At 49.8% G+C, this 17,186-nt stretch carries 15 protein-coding genes and 5 pseudogenes; 4 read left to right on the forward strand and 16 right to left on the reverse strand.

Annotated elements, in window-relative coordinates:
• Positions 1–139: 139 nt before the first annotated feature.
• Positions 140–1,150 (reverse strand): quinone-dependent dihydroorotate dehydrogenase, encoded by a 1,011-nt coding sequence (gene pyrD, locus J4617_RS06060; protein WP_000291723.1) that lies wholly within the window; start codon positions 1,148–1,150, stop codon positions 140–142.
• A gap of 207 nt (positions 1,151–1,357) precedes the next feature.
• Entirely contained in the window at positions 1,358–3,970 is a 2,613-nt protein-coding gene (gene pepN / locus J4617_RS06065) for an aminopeptidase N (RefSeq protein WP_000193775.1), read from the reverse strand.
• 426 nt (positions 3,971–4,396) lie between these two features.
• On the opposite strand from pepN, the gene J4617_RS06070 reads away from it, so the two are divergent.
• Complete coding sequence (locus J4617_RS06070) at positions 4,397–4,603, forward strand: DinI-like family protein (RefSeq protein WP_000497440.1); 207 nt, start codon at positions 4,397–4,399, stop codon at positions 4,601–4,603.
• Between the two features lie 475 nt (positions 4,604–5,078).
• Positions 5,079–5,879, forward strand: a complete 801-nt coding sequence (locus J4617_RS06075; RefSeq protein ID WP_001536069.1) for a hypothetical protein — start codon at positions 5,079–5,081, stop codon at positions 5,877–5,879.
• Between the two features lie 28 nt (positions 5,880–5,907).
• Here J4617_RS06075 and J4617_RS06080 read toward each other — a convergent pair.
• Together J4617_RS06080 and J4617_RS22920 are read right to left on the reverse strand one after the other, a co-directional pair.
• Positions 5,908–6,057, reverse strand: a pseudogene (locus tag J4617_RS06080) (helix-turn-helix domain-containing protein); the annotation flags it as partial.
• Positions 6,058–6,358: 301 nt separating this feature from the next.
• Positions 6,359–6,457 (reverse strand): annotated as a pseudogene (locus tag J4617_RS22920) (DUF4113 domain-containing protein); the annotation flags it as partial.
• 69 nt (positions 6,458–6,526) lie between these two features.
• On the opposite strand from J4617_RS22920, the gene J4617_RS06085 reads away from it, so the two are divergent.
• Positions 6,527–7,297, forward strand: a complete 771-nt coding sequence (locus J4617_RS06085) for a transporter substrate-binding domain-containing protein (protein WP_000758584.1) — start codon at positions 6,527–6,529, stop codon at positions 7,295–7,297.
• Positions 7,293–7,487 (forward strand): annotated as a pseudogene (locus J4617_RS23185) (phage tail protein); the annotation flags it as partial. The gene J4617_RS06085 and the pseudogene J4617_RS23185, both read left to right, overlap by 5 nt.
• A 47-nt stretch (positions 7,488–7,534) precedes the next feature.
• Here the strand turns inward: J4617_RS23185 and J4617_RS22925 are convergent.
• The 12 genes and pseudogenes from J4617_RS22925 to J4617_RS06145 form a co-directional block, all read right to left on the reverse strand.
• A pseudogene (locus J4617_RS22925) lies at positions 7,535–7,674 on the reverse strand (hypothetical protein); the annotation flags it as partial.
• A gap of 400 nt (positions 7,675–8,074) precedes the next feature.
• The gene (locus J4617_RS06095) at positions 8,075–8,656 is read right to left on the reverse strand and encodes a tail fiber assembly protein (protein ID WP_000143168.1); all 582 of its coding nucleotides are present in this window, start codon (positions 8,654–8,656) and stop codon (positions 8,075–8,077) included.
• Positions 8,656–9,528, reverse strand: a pseudogene (locus tag J4617_RS22930) (phage tail protein); the annotation flags it as partial. The pseudogene J4617_RS22930 and the gene J4617_RS06095, both read right to left, overlap by 1 nt.
• Before the next feature lie 568 nt (positions 9,529–10,096).
• Positions 10,097–10,699 carry a DUF2612 domain-containing protein gene (locus tag J4617_RS06105; RefSeq protein ID WP_001181748.1) on the reverse strand — a complete coding sequence of 201 codons (603 nt, stop codon included), beginning with the start codon at positions 10,697–10,699 and terminating at the stop codon, positions 10,097–10,099.
• Position 10,700: 1 nt separating this feature from the next.
• Positions 10,701–11,942 carry a baseplate J/gp47 family protein gene (locus J4617_RS06110; protein ID WP_080069453.1) on the reverse strand — a complete coding sequence of 414 codons (1,242 nt, stop codon included), beginning with the start codon at positions 11,940–11,942 and terminating at the stop codon, positions 10,701–10,703.
• Positions 11,939–12,295 (reverse strand): hypothetical protein, encoded by a 357-nt coding sequence (locus J4617_RS06115; protein WP_001191865.1) that lies wholly within the window; start codon positions 12,293–12,295, stop codon positions 11,939–11,941. Before J4617_RS06115 ends, J4617_RS06110 begins: the two co-directional genes overlap by 4 nt.
• A gap of 12 nt (positions 12,296–12,307) precedes the next feature.
• Positions 12,308–12,985, reverse strand: a complete 678-nt coding sequence (locus tag J4617_RS06120) for a Gp138 family membrane-puncturing spike protein (RefSeq protein WP_001534334.1) — start codon at positions 12,983–12,985, stop codon at positions 12,308–12,310.
• On the reverse strand, positions 12,966–13,835 hold the full coding sequence (locus J4617_RS06125) for a hypothetical protein (RefSeq protein ID WP_000122818.1): 870 nt from the start codon (positions 13,833–13,835) through the stop codon (positions 12,966–12,968). The genes J4617_RS06120 and J4617_RS06125 overlap by 20 nt, the downstream gene beginning before the upstream one ends.
• On the reverse strand, positions 13,832–14,134 hold the full coding sequence (locus tag J4617_RS06130) for a hypothetical protein (RefSeq protein WP_001534376.1): 303 nt from the start codon (positions 14,132–14,134) through the stop codon (positions 13,832–13,834). The genes J4617_RS06125 and J4617_RS06130 overlap by 4 nt, the downstream gene beginning before the upstream one ends.
• Complete coding sequence (locus J4617_RS06135; RefSeq protein WP_001525483.1) at positions 14,134–14,844, reverse strand: phage baseplate protein; 711 nt, start codon at positions 14,842–14,844, stop codon at positions 14,134–14,136. The genes J4617_RS06130 and J4617_RS06135 overlap by 1 nt, the downstream gene beginning before the upstream one ends.
• A complete protein-coding gene (locus tag J4617_RS06140; RefSeq protein ID WP_080069454.1) occupies positions 14,841–17,012 on the reverse strand; it encodes a transglycosylase SLT domain-containing protein in 2,172 nt (723 codons plus the stop codon). The genes J4617_RS06135 and J4617_RS06140 overlap by 4 nt, the downstream gene beginning before the upstream one ends.
• The gene (locus tag J4617_RS06145) at positions 16,996–17,178 is read right to left on the reverse strand and encodes a hypothetical protein (RefSeq protein WP_000228830.1); all 183 of its coding nucleotides are present in this window, start codon (positions 17,176–17,178) and stop codon (positions 16,996–16,998) included. The genes J4617_RS06140 and J4617_RS06145 overlap by 17 nt, the downstream gene beginning before the upstream one ends.
• Positions 17,179–17,186: the final 8 nt, after the last annotated feature.

A 17,186-nucleotide genomic window follows, 5' to 3' on the forward strand; every position in this document is an offset into this window, starting at 1 on the left:
CGTAACAGCATTGTCCTTTTGCCGCTTCGTTTATTACCCCAATAATAAAAGCCTAAAATGTCTAAATAAGCAACAGTGGAGAAATATAAAACAACCAGCGCCGGAAATAAAGCCCTGGTTGTCTGATAAAGGGTAAAGTTTAGATGTGCGTTACGATTTCTTTAATCAATGGCGGGCCTTTAAAAATAAAGCCGGAATAAATTTGTACCAGCGTAGCTCCTGCCGCTATCTTCTCGCGCGCGGCGATAACTGAGTCAATGCCGCCGACGCCGATAATAGGCAATTGTCCCTTTAACTCCTGGGATAAACGGCGAATAATTTCTGTGCTTTTTAATTGTAATGGCCGGCCACTTAATCCCCCCGTTTGCTGGCAATTTTTCATTCCTTGTACCAGAGAACGATCGAGGGTGGTATTTGTCGCAATCACCCCATCAATATTATGACGAAGCAGGCTATCGGCAACCTGGATCAATTCTTCTTCACAAAGATCCGGCGCGATCTTTACTGCCACCGGCACATATTTATGGTGGATCGCCTGAAGATCGTTTTGCTTATTTTTAATGGCAGTTAACAGATCGTCCAGCGCATCGCCATACTGGAGCGTACGTAGCCCTGGCGTATTCGGCGAAGAAATATTAATGGCGATATAACCCGCATAAGCATAGACTTTTTCCATACAAATCAGGTAGTCATCTTTGCCATTTTCGACAGGCGTATCTTTATTTTTACCGATGTTAATTCCCAGAATACCATCAAAATGGGCTTTTTTAACATTCTCGACCAGGTTATCGACGCCCAGATTATTAAAGCCCATCCGATTGATCAGACCTTCAGCATCCACCAGACGAAAAAGACGCGGCTTATCGTTACCCGGCTGTGGGCGCGGCGTCACGGTGCCGATTTCCAGGGAGCCAAACCCCATCGCGCCTAACGCGTCGATGCACTCCCCGTCTTTATCCAGACCGGCAGCCAGCCCCAGTGGATTTTTAAAGGTAAGTCCCATGCAGGTAACCGGCTTTGTCGGTACTTTCTGGCGTACCAGCGCTTCCAGCGGCGTACCTGTAATGCGGCGTAATTGTTGAAATGTAAATTCATGAGCGCGCTCTGGATCGAGCTGGAAAAGGGCTTTACGAACGAAGGGATAGTACATGAACTCTCCTGGATTCCCGGTGTGCAAACCGGGGGCGTATTATGGGCGATAACAAAGCAAAAGGGAATTGACCTACGGCAATAAATAGCAATCGTTTTCCTTCATTCTCACTTCACGTTTCGCCAGCGAGCGTCATCGTCCGGCAAAAAAATACCCGGCAGCGCTAACGCTTACCGGGCATGTCTTACCTCTTTATAACGGATACTGTCAGGCTAACGCTTTAGTTATCTTCTCGTACAGATCGCCGGAAAGATTCTCCAGTCCTTTTAACTGCTCCAGCGCCGCGCGCATTTTCTCCTGACGCTTATCATCATAACGTTTCAGACGAATCAGCGGTTCAATGAGGCGAGATGCTACCTGCGGGTTACGGCTATTCAGATCGGTCAGCATCTCGACCAGGAACTGGTATCCACTACCGTCTTGCGCATGGAACGCCGCCGGGTTGCTGCCAGCAAACGCGCCAATTAATGAACGGATGCGGTTCGGGTTGCTCATACTGAAAGAACGGTGTTTGAGCAGGCCGCGTACGGTTTCCAGTACATTTTCCGCCGGGCTTGTGGATTGCAGGATAAACCATTTATCCATCACCAGGCCGTCCTGATGCCACTTATCGTCATACTCCTGCATCAGCGTATCGCGGCACGGCAACTGCGCCGCCACCGCAGCAGACAGGGCCGCCAGCGCATCGGTCATATTATTGGCGTCGCGATACTGTTTGCTGACCAGCGTATTAGCCAGCTCCGTCTCGCCGAACGCCAGGAAGCGCAGGCAAGCATTGCGCAGCGTGCGCTTACCGATATCGCCGTGATCAACACGATACTCATCCAGATGATTGGCGTTATAGATAGCTAAGAACTCATCCGCCAGTTCTGCCGCCAGCGTACGCGTTAGCGCTTCACGAACTTGCGCAATGGCGATCGGGTCAATGACCTCAAACAGCTCCGCAATTTCATTGGCCGAAGGCAGAGTTAAAATTTCTGCGGCCAACGCCGGATCGATTTTCTCATCCAACAGTACTGCGCGGAACGCATCAGCGACATGCACCGGAAGCGATAGCGGTTGCCCCTGCTGATGACGCGCCACATTCAGTTTAATGTATGTGGCCAGCAGGCTTTGCGCCGCATCCCAACGGGAGAAATCATTGCGCGCATGGCGCATCAGGAACGTCAACTGCTGATCGCTCCATTTATATTCCAGTTTCACCGGCGCTGAAAACTCGCACAGCAAGGCCGGAACAGGCTGGAAGTAAACATTATCGAAGGTAAATGTCTGCTCCGCCTGCGTGACGTTCAGCACGGCGTTGACCGGATGACCACCTTTTTGCAACGGAATGACGTTGCCTTCGTTATCGTACAGTTCGATGGCGAATGGAATATGCAGCGGCTGCTTCTCCGCCTGATCCGCCGTCGCCGGAGTGCGCTGGCTGATGGTCAACGTGTACTGCTCGGTTTCCGGATTATAATCATCTTTTACCGTTACAATCGGCGTGCCGGACTGACTGTACCAGCGGCGGAAATGGGACAAATCGACATTAGAAGCATCTTCCATCGCCTGTACGAAGTCATCACACGTCGCGGCGCTGCCGTCATGGCGCTCAAAATAAAGCTGCATCCCCTTCTGGAAATTTTCCTCACCCAGCAACGTGTGGATCATGCGAATGACTTCCGCACCCTTTTCATAAACGGTGAGGGTGTAGAAGTTATTCATTTCGATTACTTTATCCGGGCGGATAGGATGCGCCATCGGGCTGGCGTCTTCCGCGAATTGTAAACCGCGCATGGTACGCACGTTACTGATGCGGTTCACCGCGCGTGACCCCAAATCAGAGCTAAACTCCTGATCGCGGAACACGGTTAGCCCCTCTTTCAGGCTCAACTGGAACCAGTCGCGGCAGGTGACGCGGTTGCCGGTCCAGTTGTGGAAATACTCATGACCTATCACGCGCTCAATATCGAGATAATCTTTATCCGTCGCGGTATCGGTTCGCGCCAGCACGTATTTGGAGTTAAAGATATTGAGACCTTTATTCTCCATCGCGCCCATATTAAAGAAATCCACCGCGACAATCATATAGATGTCGAGGTCATATTCGAGCCCAAAACGCGTTTCATCCCATTTCATGGAATTTTTCAGCGAGGTCATTGCCCACGGCGCGCGATCCAGATTGCCACGGTCAACGTACAGTTCTAATGCGACTTCACGCCCGGAGCGGGTGGTAAAGGTATCGCGCAGCACGTCAAAATCACCGGCCACCAGCGCAAACAGATAACACGGTTTCGGGAACGGATCTTGCCACTGAACCCAGTGACGGCCATTCTCCAGTTCACCCTGCGCAACACGGTTGCCATTGGAAAGCAGGAACGGATATTTGCTTTTATCGGCAATAATTTTGGTGGTAAATCGCGCCAGTACGTCCGGGCGGTCAAGATACCAGGTAATATGGCGGAAGCCCTCCGCTTCACACTGGGTACAGAGCGCATCGCCGGACTGGTACAATCCTTCCAGCGCCGTATTCGCCGCCGGACTTATCTCGTTGACAATGCGTAACGTAAAACGCTCTGGCAGGTCGCTGATGATAAGCGCGCCCTCTTCTTCCTTATATGCTGTCCACGGCGCATCGTTGACGTGGATAGATACCAGCGTTAAATCTTCCCCATCAAGGCGAAGAGGCGCATCAGGCGCGCCATGACGAACAGCCTGGCTTATTGCGGTGACCACGGTTTTTTCGGCATCGAGGTCAAAGGTCAAGTCAATATCAGTAATCTGGTAATCCGGCGCGCGATAGTCATGGCGGTATTTGGCTTGTGGCTGTTGTGTCATAAAAAACCTTTCGCATCTTTGTGTAGAGTGTCGACTCCAGTCTATTCCTGTTGCGCAAATCGCGCTACGCAGAATGTTCATCTTTTCAGGCACAAACGGCCTATTTGCTACATTTTTATAATATGTACTCATAGTTTTTAAAATCGATAAAGATCGTCCAGGAGCGCTTTAAACAAGGGATGAGCGAGATCGAGATGAAGCTTGATTAACGAACTTTAACGAACTTCACAGACCACTTTTGCCCCATCCATGCCCCACACATAATTTTAGTCAACGCCAGACCCCATCAGCCCTGCAGGGAAAATCGATAACAAACACGCCCGCAGTATGTTCCCCAAAATTTAAAAACAAGTGGTTCATGCCTTGACAGACAAAACCGCCAAAGCAAAAATACTGTATATACAAACAGTTATTAGCGAAACACGTATGTTCGTAGAACTGGTTTATGACAAGCGTAATGTTGAAGGACTCGAAGGGGCCAGCGAGATCATTCTGGCCGAACTGACGAAGCAGGTGCACCAGATTTTCCCTGATGCCGAAGTGAGGGTGAAGCCGATGCAGGCAAACTGCTTGAATAGTGATGCCAACAAAAGCGATCACGAAAAGTTGAACAGATGCCTGGTTTCAGATTAAACACATTGATTAGCCATTCTTAACCAGTAGAATCCGCCGCGACTGGCAACCATTCAATATTCGCACTATCGAACGATCGCCAGTTTGCCGCAGGCCGTTCCTGCATACGACGTGGCTGCGGCACCGATCATACCGGGCAGTCGTCAAACCTCCAGGATCGCGCATCGTCAACGATGCAGGTGATCGTGAACAAGATATAGTTTTCCACAGTTCGTACAGGATAGGCCTCCTTATTGCTGCCTTCGCAGTGACAGTAACTGTCCCTGTGTTTTCACATCCTAACCTACCATGTCCCCGATAAGTTAAGTATATGAGCGTAGAGGAGCTTTTCGACCATGGGCACAACCTCTAAATCTGAAGGGAGTTCATCAATAGATACAATAATGAACGTTTCTTTAAAGATCTTTGTAGTCAGTCCCTGTTAGGTTGTCGTAACATAAGAATATCGCTTAATTTTGAATACAGGGAAATGTAATTGATTATAAATGTTGGACATGTAGCTACAGAAAAATTCGACACAACTGGAGTGAGCGCCTGTAACAACCAACAGAGTACTTCAGTTGATTTATCCTCCTGTATTATTAATGCTGCTTCAGAATGTACCGTTTTTGTCAGAACAATAATAAAGAAATCGGACAGTTATGATGCTATGCAAATTGACAGGCTTAAAATTGATACGCAGGAAAAATACGACGCTCTTAATTTACAAAGAGAACATCACAAGAAATTTCTGCAAACTATAAAAGCAAACTCTTTTGACAGAGCTATGGCTGAAAGACCAGAAAACCCAATATCTCTGAGTCTAATATATTCTTCCATTGATTCAATAAAATATAACACAGGGAACTGTGCTGATATGTCGCTAATTTTAGGTGCGATTATTGCAAAATATATACCACAAAGACTAACCGGAATAGGATTTTCGAAAAATAATGTATTTGATGCCAGAATAAGCACATCCCTTATGTATAATAGCGCGTCAGGAGGGAATCATGTGGTCGTTTTTTTGACTTTTACTGATTCAAAAGGAATATCGGAATATATACTTGACCCTTGGCTGGATGCGCGCATTTTCAAAAAGGAAGAGTCATATGAAATTTATAAAAACAATAGCAGTGAATATATCAATGAAAATCATTGCTTCGAAGCATACGATAAATACACTGCTATAATGAATAGCGCAGAATATATAGACGCCATAACAAAGACAATAAATCTTTTATATAGAGTTAATCTTGATGAAATTCAATTAACAAATCCATTTAAGTTTATATAATTAACTCTTATGGCTGATTAAAGGAGTGTTATTTTCCCATGAATGGCATCAAAGGCATGTTACTCGCCGGAAATTTTCTGTACAACGTCGAAACGCCAACATCATAAATAATCGCTACCTGCTGTCGCGGTACTCCCGCCCCAATCAGGCGCCCGGCCTGCGCCCATTGTTCCTGTGATTATTATTTAATAACGATTACGAAAACAAAAACTCAACTAACTGAATTAAATAGAATTAAAAAAAGTGACATATAAAAATGTACTTAATTATGTACTTTTGAAATCGTCAGCATACGATCTGCTGATCAACATACGACGTTACATCACAATAGTGAACTGTACGACCTATAAACACGATTACAGTCAGTCCTGACTAAACAGCAGGTAGCCTACCAAGGCATGCTCTTGCAAACAACGTGACTGAGGTAATCCATCACATCAGAAATGTGAAAAATCAGGGTGAAAATTTAATTGAAGCTGTCACTTAACCCGAAGCAGGTCTTCATAGCGGATGGTATATCGTGGCGAGAGGATCTCCCGTTTAATATACCACTATTATTGGATTCCCTGTCCGGTAAAGGTTACCGGCGCAATAGAGAGAAGACAATCTCATCTGTAGTCTACTGATCAAACATTAGGGTAAGAGTAATGAAAAAAGTATATTTTATGTTTGTTATCTTGTTGTCACTTTCAGGTATTCATTCCGCGATGGCAAAACCCTGGCAGGAGATTAAAGAAAGCAAAGAGTTACGTGTGGGGGTGCCTGGTGACTATGCTCCCCTCGCATTTCACAACAGACAAAATAAATTAATCGGTTTTGATATTGATATGGCATATTCACTGGGCAAAGCTCTGCACCTGAATATCCTGTTTGTACCTAGCAGTTGGCCTACGCTGTCAACTGACCTGGCAGCAGACAAATTTGATATTGCAATGGGAGGGATTACAGAAACTCCCGGCAGAAGAAAACAGTTCGCACTTTCTTCTCCGGTACTTAAAAATGGGAAAATAGCGCTGACGCAATGTAACAGGATTAATGACTTCAAATCTCTTGAAGATATTGACCGTAAGGGCGTGCGGATTGTTGTTAATCCAGGTGGTACAAATCAGGACTATGTTGACAAGCATATCAGGTATGCAGATGTTATTCGCGAAAAAGATAATGATGCCACTCTGCAGAGGATTCGTGAACGCAGCGCTGATGTCATGTTTACCGACTTGCTCGAAGGTAATTATTACCAGAACAAAGAGCCAGGTGTCTTCTGCGTATCAACCAGGAGTATCCTCCCCGACACTGCCGGTAATAAAGTCTATATGATGGCGAAGGATAATCAGTATCTTCTTGACGCTGTAAATAGCTGGTTATCTGATGAAAACAGAATCATACTTGCCAGAAAGTGGCAGATAAATCCAGAGTAGCCGCCACAAAGTTTTGACAAGCACCATTGCCGACTGACGAACAGAACTGGCGCGGGGTGAAAGATGTGACGATGATAAAGCCAGCCAGGCTAAATGGATGGCTTATATCAGGGAGCTTAAAACGCTGGATTTAACAGGCGTTTCAGATGAGGCCACCTTCACAGCAATCAGATGGTCTGCATTATCACAGGAGCGATTACTGGTTGTCGGTATTCTTGGTCACCAGATTTTTAGCACATTTATTCTGGTATAAGTTGAAATATTGCAAAAATATTGATGCTTATTATTTTTTCTGTAAGTAAATTCTCGCTCAACAAACTTAATTATTTATTCCACGATGATGAAGCGTGAACTATGCTGGAAATGAAGGAAGTCAACAGTAAGGATAGTCTGAATATTCACGGGTGATATTATGAGACATCGTATATTTTTCCCATTGCTTCTGGTGTTGTCGGCTACAGCCTTTTCGGCATCGGCGATGGCCGCCAGTGATACAAAACCCCCACCAGATAATACAAAATCCGCCTCCAGTGGACTGCCGCCAATACCCGCCCCATTTATTCGTCCCCCCTGGTGTGACAACTGGCCACCAGATATAGAAAAACCACCAGAGTGGTGTCAGATTTGTGGTTGTTAATTTTTTACAGAAGGCTGTAACAACCATATCAGTACTGATGGTATATCTGGTTATTATGCTTCATCAGTTCCTCCTGAACTGAATATTACTTCAGGCTGGTGTATTTTATTAATGCCAGCCTGTTTTTTCACAACGTCATATTACTGGTTTACAGGCACTTCCGGCCAGTCAGGATTTGTGGTATCCACCCGGTTAACCAGTATCCTGTATTTTTTCCATTCGTCGAGCTGCGCTTTCTCATCATCTGTTGCGATATCAAGATCAACAGCATCCTGTAACGGCGCGATTTTTTCAGATGCTATTTGCAGGAGCCTGTTTTTGGTTTCTTCCGCCTGACGAAGCTGCGCTGCTTTTTCAGCCGCTTCGTCTTTTACCCAGACCTTAGCCTTACTATCCCATTTCTGGTATTCACCACCTGGTGAAACTGATGTGACATTTTCGGGCAACGGACCAGGAGCGGAGATATAAACCTGATTGCCGGTTGTTGTGTCGTAAACCATCTCGCCGCGGTGATCCTCATGCAGACTCCATGTCTGGGTTTCAGCGTCAAATATAGCAATATGACTGGCGGGAATATCAGGAGGGGCGATATCAGTACAGTTTGCCGGTAGTCCTGTGTGCGGCGGAATATACGCATCACCTGCACCAATAAATTCGTTAGTATCTGAACGCAGATTGAAAATTTTAATTGTCTGCGCCTGTTCGCTCATTTTAAAAGTCATTATGCCAGCCTCACTATGTAGTTAAATGCAATATTTTTAACCGTGGTTTCCGCATTACCGTCTGCGTCCACAATAACGACGTGACCGTGTGGACCGATATACATGGTGTGCTCGTGTCCTCCGATATAAACTGTATGCGCATGGTCGCCAGCGGCCTGTGTCCATGCACCACCTCCAGGCTGAAATGAGGTGTGATTGGAATCTCCCCAGTATGAATTGATATAACCGCCGAACTGGTGAGTATGATTGCCCGTGGTATTGGTCGATTTCGTGCCGTAATCAAAGGATGAGGTAGATTTTGTCCCTAAGTCAGTATCCTGCGCCCGCGCGGTGTGCGAGTGCGATTTGTTGCCGTCCATTTCTTGCGACAGTACAGCACGTCCACTGATGGGCTTACCCTTTATTGTCCAGCCTCGCATGTCAGGGATAATGCCGGACGGATACGCTATAGCCAGTAACGGGTAAGCAGATTTATCGAAGGACTGCCCCTGCATCAGGGCGTAACCGGCTGGGGTAGCATCAGACGGCCATGCTATCGGCGCCCCTACTGGATGCGAATCCGGAGGTGGGTTTAGTGTGGTGTAGAGCATTGCCCATTCGGACCACTCAGCATCGGCGGTATCTCGATGGCTGCGAATATATGCGGGCGCTGGCGCACCGTTTGTCCCGCTCCAGCCAATGAGGATTTCCCCATCACCGGTTCCGGTCAGACGCAAAATATTTCCGTATTGCGTCGGATAGCCATTGTTGTAGACCTCGCCCATTATCAGGCCGCCATCGCTGCCTCTTGTCGTGCCAGTCAGTGCCGGAAGCGCGCCGCGTGATGCAAGCCTGTTCGCTGCGACAGCCGTACCTGATGCAGGGAGCGCTCCGATATTTTGTACAAACAGCGGCTTTTCCGGAATATCGCCACCGTTCTGGTCTTTGGCGAGGTATTTAATATCCGTCTGCTCCTGACTGTAGACCTGAAGGTTATCCCGTGCTGTTCCTTTATTCTGAAGGTCTGACAGATTGTTTTTCTGCCACAGAAACAGCTTCAGGGGATCTGCCAGCAGGTTTACCCAGCCTGCGCTGTCGGCGCCTTCCGGATCTGTCAGGTTATCGTCAATGGTATTCAGCCAGACCGCTGTTGTTGAGACTCCGGCGAGAATGGCATCTTTTGCATATCCACCAATGGCCCCGGCGAAATCGGCATTATACGTGTACAAACCGCCAGCCTGGACGTACCGTATTGCTGCGGTAATATCGTGCATCAGACCGTTAAAATCCTTGCCGTGTGGCGGTATACCTCCCGCTGAAATCGGGGTCATGGTCACCGGAGGAAAACCCGAATCATACGCCGCGTTACCGCTCTCTTTGGTCTGCTGAGTCGCCTTGTCCGGGATATTATTTTTGTCCCCGGCACTCGCAAAGGGTACTGCCAGTTGACGGGGTTTATCGTTAAGCTTCATTACTGGTCTCCTTTAAAACCACTGAGACATAAACACCCGGCGGGGACGGCAGTGCTCCCGACGACTGGATAATCGCCAGTTCTGCCGACGAGAGAGCAAACTCAAAGATGTAACTCATCCTCAGTCCACCATTATTCAGAACATAAGCCCGGCGGTTTTTTCCGAACATAAACCGCAGCATCCGGTTAATATCCGGCACAGAGCAGTCAGTAATATTCGACATGGCTTTCATCAGTATCAGCCGCCGGTATATCTCATCAGACAGGTCAACGGTCCGGGTAACCGATTTTCCGCTGTAAAACGGTGCCTGATTAAACGGACGCGGGTCATCCATTACCGGGTTGTCCATCCGGGCCTCGCTGAAGCCCAGGTAATTAAAATCGTCCTTTACCGTCAGCCGGCGACTGACGCCCACAATCTTTCCCCAGACATCAAGACCGTACTTTTCTGCGGTATCGATGTTCCAGATAAGGTCATAAAAATCATTGATAAAACTGTCGGGGGAAAGTGCTGCGTTAAAGCTGTTAATGAGGGCATTGAGTCGGGGGCTGGCGGCATACTGTGCAAGCACGGTTGCAGCCACATTCTGCACGTTACGCCTCCTGTAGTTTCACACCGATATTCGACACATCCAGAACCGGGATCTCATCTATCCCGAAAGTGACAGCCGTTGTCCATGATGAACCGTCACGACTCACAGTAAGGCTCAGAATATCGATATTTTCCGGATCGGTTTTGTAAACGCCGGCATAGTAGCGCCCTGCGGAGACAACAGAGGCCACCCTTGCCCGCAGACCACCATCTGTACCGTTAAACGTGGACAACACAGATTGCTGTACCTGTTGGGTAATATCTGAGGGCAGATAGTCACTTTTTTTCAGCGTCACACTGACATGCAGACTGACAGGTTTGAGTGTCTGCCAGGTGATCGCGTATTCAGGATACGGCGGATCGTACTCCTTATCCGCAACGGTGAACGTTGTGTCGCCGTTCATATCAATACCCGGCGGAGCCTTACGCCAGATGGCCACCGCGATATCTGCCGGACTGCCGCCGTACACGCCAACATAAAACGAACCGGGTGTTAACGGATACTGACTGACCCCGGCTTTTTGTTCCGTTTTTTTCGGATTATGGGTGACGTAAACATCCACCACGTTTTCTACCGTAGAGAGTATTTCACCCCGGATGGCTTCCAGAATATTACGGGCATTACGGGCAACTGAATTACGCCGACGATTTTCAAAGTCCGCGCGGGTTTCCTCGTCGCTGCCCGGTACCCCTGCACTGGCGTTAGTGACACCTGACCAGCCGGGTATTGCCTTATAAATTTTATTCAGAGTTCCCGCCGGACAGCCGACAGGCCCGGTGGACAAATTCAGGAATACCACATCAACCTGCCCTGATGCGCCGATTGTAGCGTCTGACAGACTGACGTACTTATAACCGGCCTCATCCTGCGCCATACTGCCCGCCGGGATCAGCGTACCAACCAGCCCGGTGCAGGTTGCCGTTACTGTCGTACCTGTAGCCCCGCGTCGTTCCAGGAAATAAATCTTTCCTATTGCATCCTGAAAGCGTCCACTGGAGAAGTCAGGGTTTACCTGGTTAACGATATACAGCAACTGATCGTTTTTATCCGCGATAATGGCACTTTCGCTTGATGCAAGCTGCCCCTGCGGACTGCTCAGACTGGTACTCATTGCGCCGCCCAGCGCACCAGAAAAATCGCTGAGCCTGCCGCTCAGAATATCCGCTTCATCCGGCACGTTCAGCCCGCTGTCCGTAATACGCACAGCGGGTACTGCGGTAGAAAAAGATTTATTTTCACTCATAGCAGTACCGTAAAAATGTCGTTATTGGTATCTGTAATGCGCAGCACTCCCGTTACTGTCCGGGCTTTATCAACAGTGACCTGGCAAATTGCGGCGCTCACGGTCGGCAGTTTAAGTGCTTCCTGTTGCAGGGTGGCATTCACCAGTTGTGTGCCGGGCCAGTGTCCGAGGATGCGTGACCAGTAAGGTATGCCGGACGTTGAGTCGTACCAGCACTCCCCCAGAAAGGTACTGCACGCACACGCCACATCCTGGGCTACCGCATGGGGATTATCAGTAATGGCAAGATTACCGGTATCATCAAGCAGGATGTCCCATGTCCCGGTGTCGAGAAGAAGCGATCGTGACTGCATATTTTCTCCTGTTTACTGCGGTCCCTGCGTGGTCGAACCGCCGGACTTAACACCACTGTGAACATGGTTTCCAAAATCAATACCGCCAATCTTCGCGCCACCGGAAAGCTCAGACTGTCCGGTAACATTAAGCCCCTGGCTGACGGCAGCATCCCCGTTAAGCGCGATTTTTGGAGAGTTAACAGTGAAACTTTTCGAGGCGTTCACGATGCCTTCCGGCGCAGAAATCTCCACTTTCCAGGGGGAAATAACCCGTATCTGGTTGTCAGCAAATTCCACGAACTGTACGGGCGCACCGTTAAGCACACCACCAAACCAGATGGCATCGGCGTAGTTATGAGTACGTTTTGATCCCGGCATCGCGGCCTGACGCGTGGCTTTTACCGCACTGATATCCCGGTCGCAGATGCCGAGGAAACCAATATCGCCCACATGTGGCGGCATAATCACCGCATTGCTGCCCCCCTGTAGCCGCCATACGGGAAGGTTATAAATCACCTCATGCTCAACCGGGGAACCGTCTGCTGCAACGCCCATTACCATCGGTCGGACATCAATAAACTCCCCCTCCACCGCCACTACCTGCCCCAGAGTGATAAATACGTGTTTCCCGAGAAACTGCCGCAGCATAAAGTCCTGCGCATTGATTTCGCTGTTTACGTCCGTCGGATTACTGAGTGGTTGTGCCATTATCGTTAAGCCTTGTCATGGTACAGTTGGAGCTCCACGGACCGCCCACGGTTCGCGAGGTAATGGTGTGTATCACTCCGGTTAACTGGTAATCGCCTGTCACGTTAGGTAGTGACGATTCCAGATGGACCCGCCGACCGATGAAAAGATCGGGGCAGAATGTCGTGGTGGCGCTGAGGCCGGTCATGGTATAGACCGGATATCCAATAAGCCCGTGGTCCGGCGAAATATGCACAGCCGGAATATCCAGGGCTTTGTCCTTCGGCCAGATGGTGACTTTCTCCGCGTCCCCCAGGTCGATGTTAATATCGGCGGCTGAAGCGGCATCCAGCATTTGTTGTACAAGGTTTCCGGAAAAGTGTGGATTCGACAGGCTGCGACTGACGCCCTGATTTTCAAATTTCAGCCCGGCAGATGACGCCAGCGCACGGATGATATCTGCAACCGGCACATCACCTTTCGCGCTGAAATCGGCCGCTGTCTGATTACGCAGGTTGAAACTAACCTGCCCGGTCAGAATAAGGGGTATATCCGGCGCCTGGTTGTAGTCCGCATACGCATCGGTAATATCTCCCTCGAAAATAAGCCGACCACCAGCCCGTACCCGCATTTCATTGGCCGTACTTTGAGCGGGTCGCCACACGCCCCGATAACTCAGGTCGGCCATATGCGCCGGAGACAGCCCCCAGATATACAGGGTTATCTGCGTTCCGGCAGTTCCGCCATATACCGTGACAGTGGCAAAACATTTAGCTCCTGAAACAGTCAGAATATTACCCTTACCATTGTCGAACGTCCGCCCGTCTGACAGGGTGAACTCCACGGTAATGTCACGCTGTACATAGCTCATGTCAGCTCCTCTGGCGACAGCCAGTAGAGCCGGTACCGTGAACCAAGCCCCCGCCAGTCGGGATCGTGGTTCCCCTCCGTGTCGGAAAAAAACAGATCACCCTGAAACGGCAGGTATCCGTATCGGACAATCCGGTTATTGTTCAGGCACAACACGCCATACAGGCACGGTTCACCGTTAACGGTAATATCGATATACATCCCCGTAGTACGCTGATTCAGGCGAATGATGCAGACCTGAGCACCCAGTGTCACCGTAAACTGCTGGGCTTTGACGGGAGATAAAACAATTTCCAGCATCAGGTGATCCCCCTGTTCGTGACGCTCCGTCTGTCAGCGTCTGACGGTTGTGTCACCGACGCCGTAACTGGCTGAGTTTTAACCGATGCTGCCCCTTTTGCTTTATCGTTGTCCGTGGGAGACTGGTTATCCGTACTTCCCACTGACACCTCTCCTGTATTCATTACCGCCTGGAATACTGCGCTGACCGTCAGTAATGTCGGTCCATTATTACTTCGCGTTCGGTAGTCGTATTTCACCAGGTCGTAGGATGTCCATGTCTTGTCCGGCGTCTCAATATCGTAAAGTCCTGCTGTGGTACGCATCATTTCAAGCGTTTCCAGCACATTCGATCGCGAGGTGGTGGAAAAATTTGTCAGGTTCGGGACGGCCCCGGAAAACGCCGTCCACCCCTCTACAGTGAAAGTCACATGCAGCTCCGGCGGTCGCTGGATTTTATTAAAGGTGGTATAGGCTCCCTGTTCGACGGGGGCGGTGGAAACAGAAGCCTCCGCTCCCACCTCAACGACAACAAAAGAATCCGGGGAGAAAGGCCTCCCGCCCTTCAGGTGAACACCAGCCGGATCATTCCATGCGTAATAAATACCGAATGACGGTGCCAGTACACTGTTAATGAGTCCCAGGACACCGCCGCCACGAACGGCACTCAGTACGTTACTTTCATTGAGCGAAAAGTTATTCAGGGAAAGATTATCGAAAGAGAAACTCATCCTGTTACCCCGCTGGAATAAACTGAAACAAGCGCCGAATTCCTGATACGCCTACGCGCATCATCGGTAATGCCCTTCACATTGTCCGAGGTTGTAGTGACATTCAGCGTCCCGATATGCGTGGTTTCCGTTACGGTGGACTGAGATACAGGCGCCGGATGACGCGAGTGTACGGCCATTGCCGCCCCCGGATGGGGCAGATTCGCCAGAACGCGGGGAATATAGTTACGGGTCTCCTCCGGAGCAGCAGCCAGCCCCTTACGCTGAACATTTCCCTCACCCCAGTTGTATGCCGCCAGAGCCTTAGCCAGATCGCCATGAAAAAACCGCAGCAGGCCACCAAGTTTTCTCGCGGCGGCATCAGCGGATTTTGCAGGATCAAAGGCATCGTTTCCCCTCAGACCAAATTCCTTAGCCGTCTGCGGCATGAACTGAAACAGTCCCATCGCACCAGCGCGTGAGACGGCAAACTGATTACCACCGGATTCGGTGATCGCAACACTGCGCAGCAGTCCGGTCGGCAGGTTATATTTTGCCTCCAGTTGGGACAGTTTCGGTTGCAGCCAGCCTAACAGAGCCTCCCCGGCCTTCGTCGGACGCGGGCGGTTTTGCATGGCATTACCGAGTTTTTCCTGCGTCGCACGCATACCCTGTAGCCAGGATACCCCGGAGGCTGCTCCCCTCCCGGTTGCCAGAGAAGCCTGAGTATCCAGCATTCCCTGCTGCCATACTGTAGGTGATTGTGCATGGGTGATGTTGCCAGGCTTTTCTCCGGCATCCAGTTTTGCCTGGTATTCCTCCATCTCTTTCTTATTGAAAAAGAAAGTCCCGTCTGAAGCCCAGAAAAAACCATGCGAATCCAGCCAGTCCTTATTCTTCCTGCCAACGATGGATGTCATTAACCCGTCAACAACCGGGTAAAGCGCCGTTATCGCAAAAAGAAGGCCGCCGGGACCGTTGAGGGCCTTAGTCAGCCCCAGTACCCATGACGCCACTTTCAGCCCAGTCAGCGTAATAATGACATTCTGCCAGCCCCCCATTTCTCCGGCAGCCTTATTCACCCAGGAGGCCACTGACTCAACTTTATTCAGAAATGTGGTGATAAACTTGTTCACTTCCTCCGGATGTTGCTGCATCCAGTCACCGAGTTTCTCCAGCCATTTGCTGAATTCCGTGGCATACGGCATCAGTGCCGTACCTATAGTCAGACCAATTATTGTCCATACCTGGTCCAGTTCTGCAAGGGCTTCCCGCAATTTGCGGGCTTTCCGGATTTTATCGTCGGAGACCTGCGAACGGGATGTAAAGTCATCCACATCCTGAAGAGCATGGCCTGAGCCAAGAAACTGCTGCCCGGCATAACTGAACCCCAGCGCATTACCGTAGGCTGTCTGTTCTGACTTTGTCAGTCGCGGAAAGACAGACGCCAGCTTGCGCATGATGACTTCGGTACTGTCGGTATTTAAATCAACACTGACACCCGCACGGGCTGCAACCTGAAACAAATCCTGCAACACAGGATCAAAGGACTTTCCGGCTTTGAACGCGGCTTTTGCATCCGTAATCCGGGAAAACGCCCCGGTGAGCTCGCCAGCGTCAGCACCATTCGCCTGCCCTGCGCGTATCCAGCCGTCCAGATGTTTCGCTTTCATGCCAAAGGCATCGGAGGAAATTGACAGCCGGTTAAGATCACCGGCAAACCCCGTGACCAGGCTTTTAATTCCCCCCAGTGTCAGGGTGACGCCTGCCAGCGCCAGTATCTGAGTACGTATGCCGGAAAAAAACGTTGATGCCCGTTTACCTGCTGCCTCCATTCTCTTGGCGGTTTTTTCGGCCTTTTTTCCGGTATTCGCGATGGCATCACCGGTTCGCTTCCCCGCCTGTTCCATACCCGCGGCAGTTTTATCAGCGTCAGAGCCTGTTTTCTTCAGGGCCTTACCCGTGCGCTCACCGGCGGCTTCCGTCTCACGTGCAGCTTTATCCGCATCACTGCCTGTTTTCGCCAGGGCATTACTGGCCTGTTTTTGCCCCAGTTCGAAAACATCCGCCACCCGCTCCATTGCGGCGGTCAGTCGGTCCAGTGCAGCGTGCGCAGCCTGTTCCCCGGCGGTAAAGTCCTTACTTTCTATATCCAGTGCCAGAACCAGCTCATCAAGTACCGCTGCCATTCTGTGTCTCCTGCATCACACGTTCGTTATGGGCGTCCACCTGAATAATCTCAAGCAGATCCCATAAGTCCTGCACACCAAGTACGGAATCCAGTTCGGCTTTTGAAGCCTTACCGGAGGAGATAACGGTCGCAATGGTGCGGGGAACGTTAACGTAATCCACCACCCCGAACG

The sequence above is a fragment of the Salmonella sp. 32010601201800023SM genome (assembly GCF_017572235.1).
In the GTDB taxonomy this organism is placed as follows: Bacteria; Pseudomonadota; Gammaproteobacteria; order Enterobacterales; family Enterobacteriaceae; genus Salmonella; species Salmonella enterica.